The organism is Shewanella canadensis, from assembly GCF_003966225.1.
GTDB lineage: Bacteria > Pseudomonadota > Gammaproteobacteria > Enterobacterales > Shewanellaceae > Shewanella > Shewanella canadensis.
Genome location: NZ_RXNU01000001.1, coordinates 655,752 through 669,281, shown reverse-complemented (window position 1 = coordinate 669,281; position 13,530 = coordinate 655,752). Strand labels below are relative to the sequence as shown.

At 44.0% G+C, this 13,530-nt stretch carries 12 protein-coding genes; 8 read left to right on the top strand and 4 right to left on the bottom strand.

Annotated elements, in window-relative coordinates:
- Positions 1-104 precede the first annotated feature (104 nt).
- From EKG38_RS02940 to EKG38_RS02930, 3 genes are read left to right on the top strand one after another with little or no spacing between them, the layout of a single operon-like run.
- Positions 105-2,921: an ATP-binding protein gene (locus EKG38_RS02940; RefSeq protein ID WP_126518492.1), complete on the top strand. Its 2,817-nt coding sequence runs from the start codon at positions 105-107 to the stop codon at positions 2,919-2,921.
- A complete protein-coding gene (locus tag EKG38_RS02935; protein WP_126518490.1) occupies positions 2,914-3,282 on the top strand; it encodes an Hpt domain-containing protein in 369 nt (122 codons plus the stop codon). The genes EKG38_RS02940 and EKG38_RS02935 overlap by 8 nt, the downstream gene beginning before the upstream one ends.
- Positions 3,251-4,459, top strand: a complete 1,209-nt coding sequence (locus EKG38_RS02930; RefSeq protein WP_126518488.1) for a response regulator — start codon at positions 3,251-3,253, stop codon at positions 4,457-4,459. The genes EKG38_RS02935 and EKG38_RS02930 overlap by 32 nt, the downstream gene beginning before the upstream one ends.
- A gap of 182 nt (positions 4,460-4,641) precedes the next feature.
- On the opposite strand, the gene EKG38_RS02925 is transcribed toward EKG38_RS02930, so the two are convergent.
- Positions 4,642-5,817 carry an acyl-CoA dehydrogenase gene (locus tag EKG38_RS02925; RefSeq protein WP_126518486.1) on the bottom strand — a complete coding sequence of 392 codons (1,176 nt, stop codon included), beginning with the start codon at positions 5,815-5,817 and terminating at the stop codon, positions 4,642-4,644.
- 626 nt (positions 5,818-6,443) lie between these two features.
- Between EKG38_RS02925 and EKG38_RS02920 the strand changes: the two genes are divergently transcribed.
- From EKG38_RS02920 to EKG38_RS02905, 4 genes are read left to right on the top strand one after another with little or no spacing between them, the layout of a single operon-like run.
- Positions 6,444-7,328: a MipA/OmpV family protein gene (locus tag EKG38_RS02920; RefSeq protein WP_126518485.1), complete on the top strand. Its 885-nt coding sequence runs from the start codon at positions 6,444-6,446 to the stop codon at positions 7,326-7,328.
- Positions 7,329-7,333: 5 nt separating this feature from the next.
- Entirely contained in the window at positions 7,334-7,753 is a 420-nt protein-coding gene (locus EKG38_RS02915; RefSeq protein ID WP_126518483.1) for a DUF3019 domain-containing protein, read from the top strand.
- Entirely contained in the window at positions 7,753-8,466 is a 714-nt protein-coding gene (locus tag EKG38_RS02910; protein ID WP_126518481.1) for a response regulator, read from the top strand. The genes EKG38_RS02915 and EKG38_RS02910 overlap by 1 nt, the downstream gene beginning before the upstream one ends.
- A gap of 60 nt (positions 8,467-8,526) precedes the next feature.
- On the top strand, positions 8,527-9,822 hold the full coding sequence (locus tag EKG38_RS02905; protein WP_126518479.1) for an ATP-binding protein: 1,296 nt from the start codon (positions 8,527-8,529) through the stop codon (positions 9,820-9,822).
- Between the two features lie 89 nt (positions 9,823-9,911).
- Here EKG38_RS02905 and EKG38_RS02900 read toward each other — a convergent pair whose 3' ends face one another.
- Positions 9,912-10,223: a DUF1289 domain-containing protein gene (locus EKG38_RS02900; RefSeq protein ID WP_126518477.1), complete on the bottom strand. Its 312-nt coding sequence runs from the start codon at positions 10,221-10,223 to the stop codon at positions 9,912-9,914.
- Positions 10,224-10,701: 478 nt separating this feature from the next.
- Here EKG38_RS02900 and EKG38_RS02890 point away from each other — a divergent pair, with 478 nt between their 5' ends.
- A complete protein-coding gene (locus EKG38_RS02890; RefSeq protein ID WP_126518474.1) occupies positions 10,702-11,247 on the top strand; it encodes a DUF4136 domain-containing protein in 546 nt (181 codons plus the stop codon).
- A 95-nt stretch (positions 11,248-11,342) separates the two neighbouring features.
- Here EKG38_RS02890 and EKG38_RS02885 read toward each other — a convergent pair whose 3' ends face one another.
- Together EKG38_RS02885 and EKG38_RS02880 are read right to left on the bottom strand one after the other, a co-directional pair.
- The gene (locus EKG38_RS02885) at positions 11,343-11,789 is read right to left on the bottom strand and encodes an energy transducer TonB (protein WP_126518472.1); all 447 of its coding nucleotides are present in this window, start codon (positions 11,787-11,789) and stop codon (positions 11,343-11,345) included.
- Between the two features lie 165 nt (positions 11,790-11,954).
- Entirely contained in the window at positions 11,955-13,424 is a 1,470-nt protein-coding gene (locus EKG38_RS02880; protein ID WP_126518470.1) for an AAA family ATPase, read from the bottom strand.
- Between the last annotated feature and the right edge of the window lie 106 nt (positions 13,425-13,530).

Genomic DNA, 13,530 nt, shown 5'->3' with positions numbered 1-13,530 from the left:
ATATGAGATCCACAAACTGAAAATTTTTATGCTTCATCAGGCTAAAAAGACAATAACTGCTATTCTTATCAATAGGATTTAACTCGCACGAGTACAAATGGACTATGTACGCAACTTCATCAACGGACCTCACCCCATTTCCCATCATGGTTTGCAGCAAAGAAGGCACCATTCTATCTGTAAACTCCAGTTTTCAACATGAATTCAAAGTTTCAAATGAGATGGTCTCAGGAGAAGTAGCCTACCGATATTTTAATCTGTTTAAAGACCTCTGTATTACAAACAGTTCAATTTTCATTCATCATTTAATTGAAAAAAAACAGTTTTTCTCCACTTTCTCAGTTAATAGCCAAAATATTTGTGTCAATGTCAGTATCAATGAGAGCCCATTAACTCCCGGGGAGTACTGGCTAATCGTCAACCGGTGCGGTGAGTGCCGAGCTAAAAGATATCAGGCAAAGCATAAGCTGGAAAGGCTAAACCATGCCATTAAAGGCGCGAATATTGGAATATGGGAATATAGCCCACATTCAAGGTTTTGCTATTTCTCACTGAAATTCAAAGAGCTTATTGGCTTAGATGCGGACACATCCCTCGGTTGGCTGCACTTCAAAAGTATGCTCGATCCAAGGGATCAACATAAACTCGATGTCTATCTGGATGACATTTTTGAACCGGGAACCCGGTTTTGCCTCGAATTCAGAGCACAGACAGATGGAAAAGAGCGATGGTTTGAACTGAGTAGCGAAGCCATTTTATCGAAAGATAATAGCTATACACATACGGGTTCGTTAATCGATTGCACCGAAGCCAAAGAGACGCTTTTTGCATTACACGACGCCAATGAGAGTAAGAATATCGCTCTTGATGTGGGAAATATCGGTAACTGGCGGGCAGAAATTGATAGTGAGAATAACTGGGTGTGGGACTGGGATAGTCGAGCAAATAATATGTTTGCACTGCATCCTGACGACATTGGAAATTTGGAAAAATGGGCGGAGAGACTCCACCCTGAAGATGTGGATCGAATCATGGCCGCGGTCGATCACTCTTTAACCACCGGAGAGCTATTCGATCAGCAATACCGCTCCATTTTACCCAATGGCGAGGTAATCTACGTACACGCAAAAGGCAAGGTTGGGCAGAACAGAGACAAGCAGAATTGCCGAATCGATGGGATCTGCATCGATCAATCTCCGATCTTTAAAATTCAAGCCGAACTACAAAAAGCCAACGATGAGCTAGAGGCGAGAGTGACACAACGCACTCAAGAATTTCAACAGGCCAAAGTACGGGCCGAACGGGCCAGTCAAGCCAAAAGCGAATTCCTGTCTATGATGAGCCATGAGCTGCGAACCCCGATGAACGCAGTTATCGGCTCCTTAGATCTACTCACCCTCTCAAAACAAAATCCAGAATCCATGTCCTTAATAGAAACGGCAACGACCTCTGCGACCAACCTGATCTATATTCTCAATGACATTCTGGATATAAATAAAATTGAATCTGGAAAGATGCAACTAGAACAGCGCGACTTTTCGCTAACAGAGGTGATCGATAACGTGGTTCAAGTCTTCTTGCCTCTAGCCCATAAGAAGCGACTCAACCTGCACATCTACGAAGACCCACAGCTACCCAGTCTGCTCGAAGGCGACGCAGTGAAAGTTCGTCAAATATTGTTTAATCTGCTGGGTAATGCGATAAAGTTCACCCACACAGTGGAGGGCAAACCCGGAGAGATACGTTTAATCACAAACGTTGCAGAACACAACGACATTATCTATAAAATAAGCTTCTCTATTATCGATAACGGAATTGGTATCGACAAAGAAACACAAAAAAGATTATTCACCCCTTTCATGCAAGCCCAACGCTCAACGACCAGAAAATACGGTGGAACAGGCCTGGGCTTAGCGATCAGTGGCAACTTAACCAGTATGATGGGGGGGGAGATTAAGCTAGACAGCACACCTGACCAAGGCTCAACCTTTACAGTTGAGTTGCCCTTCTGGCGCTCAAAAACTGATACTACACAGCTACACGCTAAGCTAGATAAGACCTCCATCGCCCTTATTAATATCTCTGACGACAACACCTCTCAACGTGTAATAGTTAAACATCTGCAAGCAGAAGGTGCAGCCGTAGAAACTGTAGAAGCTGCAAGTTATGAGGCTGAACTTATTGAAGTTGAGAATATTGAAACTGAAAGTACTAAGGCTGAGAGTATTAAAGCTGCACTGCCCTGCTATGACGTCGTATTACTACTCATTCCGTCTCTTTCTGCCTCACAAAAAATACTACAAACGCTAGCCCAATCAGACATAAACAAATCAAACTTGCTTCTGGCCGTTCCACGAAAAGAGATGAGCAAGATACGAAAAATAATCCCCCAGGTTTCAATATTACCAACCAAACCTATGACTAAGATACAACTCATATCATCGGTCCAAAATATTATCGAGAATGAACTATGCTTAGACTTGGATGAACTGGATATTAACCCGCTCAGTGTTAACTCAAGCATGAACACAATATCGACATTACAAGCCGACGTCTTAGTCGTTGAAGACAACCCACTCAATCAAAAATTAATCTTGGAACAATTATCTACATTAGGTTATCGGTGCGATCTTGCCGAAGACGGCATCGATGGTATACAGCATTGGAAAAATATCGACTACAAGTTGATCTTAACTGATTGCCATATGCCCAATCTTGATGGTTACGATATGACAAAAGAGATCCGAAATCTGGAACAAGAGCATAATAAGAAAGCGATCCCAATCGTAGCTGTGACCGGTGCCGCCATGAGTGGGGATGCTGAGTATTGTTACTCAACAGGAATGAGTGACTTTGTCAGTAAACCCATACTATTAAAGGATCTCAAAAAAATTATGGATAAGTGGTACAGCAATGACTGAAAAGCAGCTGCAGATTTTAAATAGAAACGTGATGATTGAACTCATTGGTAATGAGCCGGATATGATCAGGCAATTTGAGATCGATTTCTTAAAACAGGCCAAAGTCTCTCTTAGAAATATCGTTACCATGTATAACGACAGCAGAATTTTAGAGATTAAAGAGGAAGCTCACTTTCTAAAAACTTCCGCAAAAGCGGTTGGAGCAGAACAAACATCATACCTACTTCAAGCCCTGGAACAGTCAGGGTTAGATCAGGATAAAGCTAAGTGCAAGGATTTGATTTTACGAGTCAAAGAAGCATTGCAACGAGTACATGGAGTGATAGTCAATGACAAAACAATCTCACCTAGCATGCCGTAACCCAAAAGTAATCATGATCTATGAAAATGAGGAAGATGTTCTGGGTGCGGCCAGTATCATTGCCGATCAGGTAGAGGAATATCGTACGATTCTGGTAAACGTTGAAATTGGTGACAAGGTAAAAAACCTTAAACCTTCTGTGATACTGTTTGCGCTCACAACCGTACAGAAGAGCATCGAATTATATACAAAGCTCATTTCAGACAAATTCCTGGATTACCCTCATTACAGTATCTTACTGTGTAAAAATCGTGAGTCAGCTACCGCATTTCGTTGTTGCATTAAAGACATTTTCGACAACTATTTTGTCTATCAGCCTCTATATGAAAAATTTCGTTTAAAAATGATCGTGCATAGTGGCTTACTCATCAGTCAAGCAACGAGCCATTATGCTGGATTACATGAGGAGCAACTCGAAAATATTGGCCAGGAGCTAGTCTCACTCATAGATAAAAGCAGTGAATGTAAGCAATCACTGCTCGGTTCTATAGCCATATGTAAGAAGAGCCTGAAGGAGCCTCAAAACTTAGTCGTAGATAAAGAACTTGATACAAATTTATCTTCGAAAAAACTAATGGAAAATATTAACAAGACCCATGTCGAGCCCCTCCTTGCCGAACTGGAAGATAACATAAAATCCAGTCTGGATAGTATGATACAACAGCTACTCTCGAAGCAGGTCGGTATAGAGGTATTGGAGGCTAAGTTAGCCGATCTATCCAGAGTGCTGCCACCCGATCGTCAAACAGTATCGGAGGCACTATCTGAATCATCGATGCTCACCTCTAAAATTGAACATGTGGAAATACAAAAACCTAAAAAAATTCTGGTCGTAGAAGACAATCAAATATACCGAGACATGTTAGTCAGGGTATTAGCTAAAGAAAACTTTCTGGTGGATGAGGCAGAAGATGGCTTAAATGCACTTCAGAAGATTCGAAGCAACCAATATGCTCTGGTGTTAATGGATCTGTTTATGCCCAACCTGGATGGCATCAATACGACCATACAGATCAAATCGGTATCAGGCGGAAAAGAGTTGCCAATAATCGCGCTAACCGGGAACAAAAATAAAGAGTTAATAAAGACCTGGGCAGAGCAAGGATTAAAAGGCTATATTCTCAAACCATCGACGAGAAATGAGATACTCGAAGCCGTTAACAAAGTCATTAACTAGCAGCAGTGAGTTCATTGAGTTTGGATCTAAATATCGACAATCAAGACGAACGAATTGCCACTATGAAAGTGGCCTTCGAATCCTTTTTGATAAGCTAGACCCATAATCGGGTTACCTTTTGGCTCCTCTCCGCTTAGGTGAATCCACTCTCAGAGGAAAGAAGCCTAAGTTTCACCACTGGCTCAACAGAATGCTTGAATGCCTGTCTGGGCCCGGCCTAAGATCAATGCATGAATATCATGGGTCCCCTCATAGGTGTTTACCGCCTCCAGATTCATAACGTGACGAATAATATGAAACTCATCGGAGATACCGTTACCGCCATGCATATCGCGAGACATACGGGCAATACCCAGGGCTTTACCACAGGAGTTGCGTTTAATCATAGAGATGGCTTCGACAGCCAATGCATCATTATCCATTAGGCGTCCCGCCTGCAAGCACGCAAAGAGACCCAGACTTATCTCAGTTTGCATATCGACCAATTTCTTTTGGATCAACTGATTCGACGCTAAGGGCCGATTAAATTGGATCCGATCCAGTGTATATTGACGAGCAGCATGCCAGCAAAATTCGGCGGCACCTAATGCCCCCCAGGCGATACCATAACGAGCCTTATTCAAGCAGCCAAATGGCCCCTTCAATCCTTTCACATTTGGCATCAGAGCCGTTTCAGGCACTTCGACATTGTCCATAACAATCTCCCCCGTAATAGAGGCTCGGAGTGAAAATTTACCCTCAATTTTCGGCGCACTCAGCCCAGGCATCCCTTTCTCGAGAATAAAACCACGGATCTTGCCCTCAAGTTTGGCCCATACAATGAAAATATCGGCAATGGGTGAATTGGTTATCCACATTTTGGCCCCATTAATTCGGTAGCCACCCTCTATGCGTTCGGCTCTGGTCTTCATTCCCCCGGGATCTGAACCTGCATCGGGCTCTGTTAACCCGAAACAACCGATCCATTCGCCGCTGGCAAGCTTTGGCAGATACTTGCCCCTTTGCTCTTCCGTGCCATAGGCATGAATTGGATGCATCACGAGAGAGGACTGCACACTCATTGCCGAGCGATAGCCACTATCGACCCGTTCAATTTCGCGAGCTATCAGGCCATAGCTCACATAGTTGACGTTTGAGCAACCATACTTCTCTGGCAGAGTCGCGCCCAGTAAGCCCATTTCACCGAGTTCGTTCATGATGTCACGATCGAAATGTTCATTTCGGTTAGCCATCAATATCCGGCTCATGAGTTTGTCCTGAGCGTAGTCATAAACGCTATCACGAACCATCCTCTCCTCTTGGGAGAGTAGAGCGTTAAACTGCAGGGGATCTGCCCAGTCAAAATGCACTCGTGCCATTAGATTATCCTTTCTTGAGACTATAACCAGTTATGATGAAACGGGTTTATTGATAAATACTCTATGAGACTGCTAGGGCCTGTTTATCTTTCGAGCTTGAATTTTGCTCAATCTCAATGGGTTTAGTGCAAGGCATCAAGCGATGATGCCTAATGGATTAAGCGAAAAGCTCGTAACGCAGCAATAAGGCCATTGAGATGAGCCCTTAGGGCAGCGTTTGTTGACCGCCATTTTTAACAAGAATTACTACGTTATCGCTTATTTATGTACGACAGCATGGATGCAGAAGGTAGAGTAACTACACCACACAAGCTCCGCCTAACTCTCATAGATTAAGAGTAAAGGTCAACAACTCGCTGCAAAAAAAACCATGAAAGGTCAACAGGCCCTTGCTTAAGCATAATTGTAATAAAAATAAACGGATCGTCATCTGTATGTAAACAGAGTAGCGACAAAAACACACAAGCAAAGATCACAATAAAAACACAACAAACACAAGTTAAGAACACTCTGTGCCACGCTGTATCAGTTTGCATCAAAATTGATTAAATCACTGCCTATTCTTCTTTGAAGTGATACTCTGTGACCCATTATGTTAATTGTGTGATGAGTATATAAACGGCGTCATGAAAAAGCTAAAAGTGCTTCTGCTAAGCTGCATCCTTTTACCCATATTGGCCTGGGCCGATGTGGTGGACTCCTGTGGGGAAAAGGTTGAATGTATCGAAATTGGCAGATGGGATGTAGGCATCGCACTTGGCTATGGTAACAGAACCAATCCCCTTAAAGATTATGACGATATACCTATCTATTTAGTTCCAACCTTTGCTTATTACGGAGACTCTTGGTTCTTCGAAAATGGGAATTTTGGTTACACACTCTCCGAACAGGAGAAGTTCACGATAAACCTGACTACAAGTTTCAGCAGCGATAGTGCCTATTTCCATCGCTGGGACCCTTCAAATATCTTTATCGCCGGCACCAATAAGTTTGAGCCAAGAACATTATTGTCCTCGACGGCAACTTCACCGACGATATTAAAAGCGGCGCAGGAACCTGAGGTTGGTGAATTAGAGAAGCGACACTTTACCTACTTTGGTGGTGTAGAGGCTTTTTTCTACACCCGTGCTGGCACGATTAATCTCTCATTGGCCCATGATCTGTTAAATGTGCATCAGGGAACGGAAGCTAAGCTCAAATGGCTTTACAACCTGGCGATTGAAGATTGGAAATTTGAAATGGCCCTCACTTTTGATTGGAAGAGTGAAGAGCTTGTAGATTATTACTATGGTATCAGACCCGGCGAGAGTCGCTACTGGAGTCAGGCCTATCAAGCCAAGTCAGCACTCAATACCGGAATCGAATTTACGAGTCATTATGTAATAACAGAGCATTGGGATCTGCTTCTTTTAGCCAGATACACACATATCGGCGACGAAATTGTTGCAAGTCCCCTGCTAAATGAAGACTATACCAGTACCTTTTTTGTCGGCGCAGCCTACAGGTTTTAAGACGGGTGTTATTGTCGATATTTAGATTTATATTTTTTGGGTGCATTAGCCTCGCCTTAGCGAGCAGCTTTGCCGTGGCCGCAGATGAGTACGATACATCAGGCTATACACTTAAGATGACACCCGAATTTTGCATCACTTCAGAAGATGAATTGACCTGTGATCTCACAGTGGTACTCGAGTGGGAGAATGAACCTTTTAGGCCCATATGCATCTTATCTGACTATAAAGAGATGACAAAGTGGTGCGCCGAGTCGGCGCAGCTCCACTCCTTAACCTTGAATATCAAAGCAACTGACGATATTCAATTTGTAATGATCGATAAAGAAACACACCAAACATTAGCTGGAGTCAAACTTAAAGTTACACCGGCTTCCGAGCCGAAAGTTCGACGACGCTATCGCAACCCATGGAGTTTATTCTAATGACAGAGCCTCAATCGACCCATAGAGTTTTACTGGTAGAAGATGACATTCGTCTCGCGAACCTGATTGTCGATTATTTAAAGTCGCATGGAATGCACGTAGAAGTTGAGCGCCGGGGAGATACGGTTCTAACTCGGTTAATCAGCTACAAGCCTGATATTATTCTATTGGATATCATGTTACCCGGAATGGATGGTCTGACACTGTGTGAAAAGTTACCCGACTACTTTGCCGGCCCCATTCTACTCATGAGTGCGCTTGGCTCAAATGAGGATCAGATCAAAGGTCTGGAGTTAGGTGCCGATGACTACGTAGTTAAACCTGTCGATCCTGCGCTGCTAGTCGCCAGAATTAACAATCTGTTACGCCGCAACGCTAAGCCACCTAAGGTTGAATCTCACTGCCTGAGCTTTGGTAAATTAAGTATCGACCCACACACACAGGCAATCAGGCTCGGTGATATTGAAGTCGATCTAACCAGCCATGAGTTTGAACTGCTTTGGTTATTGGCTTCACAGGCAGGACAGGTATTGAGCCGCCAATATATCTATCAGTATCTGCTCAATATTGATTTTGACGGTAAGGATAGAAAAATCGATGTCAGGGTCTCCCGTCTGAGAAAGAAATTGGGCGATAATATCGAGACGCCATTTAGGATCAAGACCGTTTGGGGTCAAGGATATCTATTTGCCCCTGAAGCTTGGACTAACTAGAGGAATTTATCCGGACGACTTATCGAGACATCGTTCAACATATTGATTATGGAAAAATAATTGAAACGACTTTTTATCAGTCTTTACCTACTGCTAAGCCTCAGTGTTTTAGGTATAGGTTGGACACTCGATAGCATATGGCAGAATAATGTCGAAGAGAGTGGTGCATTAGATGCACCACTTATCGCTTTGGCACAGCTGCTGGCTAAGCTCCCCGAAGAGCAGCGCCATTTTTATCTCCAAGAGTTAAAACAAAACCCCGACTACCCCATTAAGCTGATTGATGCCAGTCAAATAGCGATATCAGACCAAAGCTCACTCACAGCAAACAGTGTGCTTATCACCGAACAAGACGATGACCATGAGCTGCATTTCGTAAAAGTAAACGATCAGATCTTAGTCGCCGGTCCCATCGAGATAGACCCCAGAAAGAGATTACGTGGGTTATTCACCCTATTCTTCTACCTCTCTTTAGCCTTTATAGCCTTAATCTGGGTTTGGCCACTATCGAGGGATATTAAGACTCTGAGAAATGCGACTAAGGAGTTTGGTCAGGCAAATTGGGACACCCAGATAACCTTATCATCTCGCTCTCAGGTGCTGCCTCTGGCTATCACCTTTAACGAGATGGCACAGCAGATCAGTACCCTTATCGAGAATCAGAAACATCTTTCGAACGCCGTTTCCCATGAGATCCGTACCCCACTTGCCAGACTGAAGTTTGCCTTGGCCTTAATGCCGCAATATTGCAAGCCCGACTCAGATGAACAGCGAAGAACAGATTTTTTGAACGATATGCAGCAAGATGTGAAAGAGATGGAGAATCTGCTCCAGGAGCTCTTAACCTACGCGAGCCTTGAGTCACAACGTAAAGAGGTTCAACTCGAATATTGTGACCTCAGCGTATTAACAAAACAAACTGTCGATAGGCTATCGTCAACCATCACGGCCCCGATTGTGTTTGAAAACAGCGATACCCCAGTCTATCTCATGGGTGACCCCTCTCTTATCGAAAGGGCGATACAAAATCTGATCACCAATGCCCAACGATTCGGGCGTCAATCCATTCAGGTTGAGATAAAGCAGACTCAAGCGCTGGTATCACTGTCGGTTACAGACGATGGCCAGGGAATCCCCCTTGAAGACCAATGCAAAATATTTGAGCCCTTCTATCGCAGTCAGTCAGTACAAAATGGTAATAAAGGCCACGGGTTAGGCCTGGCAATCATCAAGCGGATAATGGAACGGCACAAGGGTAAAGTGACTCTGGAGAGCCGGGAAGGATACACCTGCTTCACGCTCCTCTGGCCCACACCGGCCCAGGCTAAGAATAAGAAACAGATAAAACATAAGTGAATTAAACAAAATCGATTCAATAGCCGGTCTCCAGAGCAGCCTTAGCTAACGCTTACCGCACCGGATCACCCTGAGATATTAAGATAGGCTCAATCCGAAGTTAAACCATCGATTGGTGATCCGGGTTCAATCTCCTCGCCGACGCCAAAATCCAGTGATGAGTTTATCACTGCTCTTTGCTGTACCAGTTGGGCTTTTTTCGCCTTTAATATCGCAAGCTGCCTGCGACGCCTACGATGTTTGCATAGACGGATCACATCATATTTTTTTGCATCAGAAAATTCGAGCCAGTTAAAGCGCTCATCTCTATTGCGCAAACAGCCCTTACAATAACCTCTCGCATCGGTCTGACAGATACCGATACAGGGGCTGGGGATCTCAAAAAACTCTAACTGTTCCATACCCAAACTATGCCGAAACCCTTTGATTATCAAAATAGGTAATACCTTAAACATAACTGATAACTATTCAACTGGCTAAGTTTTATTCACTTAATACCAATCGGTATAAGAAAGTGATCTACTCAGAGTTTTTTTGGCAAACTAATTCAAGGCGAATGGATGAGGGAATGGTGCTCCCTTCTGAAGTCATTCAACGCAGAAGTAGGCAGCCAAAAAACACTCCTAAAAGGCGAGTTTTAGCACTTATGATGCTGTGCTAACGAGCTAAAACGTAGAATAACTATGTTCTTCACTCGCTGCGAACAACACGGATGTTGCAAATGTCATTTATGCAGGAGCAATTAATGACCTTGCCTCAGAAGCGCTACATTCTCGCTGAGCGATCACATCTTTATACCGATTGGTATAAAACTGATATGATTAATGAATCCATTAATATCACATTGAATGGATCAGTCCCTTACACTGAGAAATTAACATGAAACTTAGTCGTTTATCCGCTTTACTCCTTTCGGGTTTATTATTGTCTGCCTGCGCCGCTAAGCCAAAGAGTGACTATGATGTAGGTTACGACTTTAGCCAACTAAGCACATTTATCGAGTTCTCACCGACTCAAACTAACGATCCCATCAGCTCGGCCAGAATCATCGATGCCATCACCGATGCGTTAACGGCTAAAGGGTTTGTCAGGAGTATAGATCACCCCAGTTTCAAGGTCACTTACGCCTTTAAGGTAGAGAACAAGCCTAAAGACTCCGGCGTATCGATAGGGCTGGGGACAGGAACTTGGGGAAGCAATGGGGGTATTAGCATAGGTACGAGTGTGGGAGTGCCTATCGGCAGCGATTCAGCCAAGATCCAGACCATACAGATAGATGTGATAGACACACAGAGCAATAAGCTCATATGGCGCGGCACAGACAAGTTTAACTTCGATGCGGGCGGGGCAGAAAAAGCCGAAGATACTCACAACACAGTGTCAAAAATTCTTTCTCAATTTCCGCCTCAAAAGCAGACTAAATAATTTAAAAAACACTACCGGGAGTTAAATTTAAATGTAACTCCCTAATTTCATTCAGCGTTGGTGTAAATACCCGCAGTAATCACAGATTAAAATCATCACGCTGGAGGCAGGGTAAAACTAAGCGATACTGCATGACATGGCAACATCTCCCCCTGATAGACCCAAGTCGATAGTGCTTCAATCCCAGCTTGATCGAAAACACCAGCTGGAGATGATTCTAACAGAGTGATATTGATAGGCTTTCCATCAACAGAGAGATCAAACTCCATCGATACATGCCCCTCTACTCCAAGCCTTTTAGCACTATCGGGATAGATAGGCTCACGAACGATTTTAGTCCTAGCTAGGTGATGGTTGTACTCATAATGCTCAAACTGATACTCATCAACTCGTGTGCACCTAGAGGGATATTGCTTCACCCCCTTGCTCACTAAAAGCTCTCTTTCTAACTGCTCACTATTATTTACACCACACCCCGAAAGTGACGTAAATGCCAGACCGCTTAATAGCAATCGGCCGAATATAAGCTGAGTTCCATTCATTTCATTATCCTTATGTTTATAATACCGAACAGTATAAAAAGGTCATAAATCCATTTGTACAGATAATAACTCACAAAACAATGCTGAAAAAGTTAGCATCAATAGATGAAGAAAAAAACGATACAAAATCGATAACAATAGAGCTTAAATAGATATTATGAGTTTCTATTGATGCGCATTTACAGTTCGTCCTGAAGCCCAATCTCTGAGTGCCTGTAACTTCTCTCGCATCACCACAGAAAGAGGCCGGGTTTTCATTAGCTCTTCGATGAGCAGGTTCTGCTCCACCTCTCTGTCCGATGCCTTTGCCGTATAGATGGCGGAGATGATCGCCTGCTCTATCTCCGCCCCGGAAAATCCCTGGCTCACCTTAGAGAGTTGAGCGAAGTCGAAACGGTTCGGATCTAACTGGCGGCGCCTGACATGTATAAGAAATATCGCCTGACGTACCTCATCATCGGGCAGATCGACGAAGAAGATCTCATCCATACGGCCTTTTCGCATCAATTCGGGTGGTAGTGCCGATATATCGTTTGCAGTGGCCACCATAAAGACATTAGATTTGCGCTCAGACATCCAGGTCAAGATAGTGCCTAAAATTCGTTTCGAGGTTCCATCATCACTACTGCCGCTGCTTAACCCTTTCTCTATCTCATCGATCCACAGTACGCAGGGGGACATAAGATCGGCCAGCTCTAGTGCATGACGCAGGTTCTTCTCGGTCTCACCGATATACTTGTTATATAGGGCCGACATATCCATTCTCAGCAGGGGACGCTGCCACATGCCTGCAACGGCTTTTGCCGCCAGACTCTTACCACTGCCCTGCACTCCAAGCAGCAGTATCCCTTTGGGCTGATCTTCAAGGGTCTGTGTTTTACTCGAAGGCGCTCTGTGTTGTAACCACTTCTTCAGGTTATGCAGACCCGCCACCTGAGAGAAGTCGCTGGTATCGTATTCAAACTGCAACACACCTTTCATATCCAGCAACTCAAACTTGCCCCGGTTCACCATATCGACATCTGAGTGGGTGATCGCCCCGTCATCGACAATAGCCTTATGGGCAAGGCGTCTGGCATCATCAAATGTCAGCCCTCTTAAGTTATCGGCGAGTTTAGATACCGCGGAGTCATCGACATTCAGCACAAGCCCTTCACTCTTAACTTGCTCTATCTGTTCATAGATAAGATTTTGTAACTGAGCCGTATTAGGCAGGGATATACGAAAATGGGCGCAATAGCGCTTAATTTCCGGCGGGATCTCGAAGGCATGGCTCACCAGCACTATGGTATGTTTTAAAGACTCATATTCGAGCGCGATCTCTTTCAGCAGGCGAACATTTTTCGGTGCATTTTCGACGAACGGATGAAAGTCACACAGGACATAGATCCCCTGCTGCTCGGTCGATTTTATCTGCCCTAAGATATCGGCAGGTTCGCTATTAAACTTTTGAGTCCCGATAGCGCGGTCGACGCGAGTCAGGCCTTGAGTAATGCTCCAGGTAAACAAGGGTTGATAGAGAATGGAGGAGACTTTTTTCAGCAGGTCGACGACCCGATATTCTTCATAAGTTTCGATAACCACAATCGGAGTATTGGATCTTAATACGGCTGTTAAATCTCTGATATCTTGCATCTTTAATACCAATTTCGTTAATTAGCGGTTCATTCAGTGGGAGCTTCTTTGGCATTCCATTTTGGTATGGAATCGTTAAAAAAGTAAAGGGTAATCTCATGTCCCT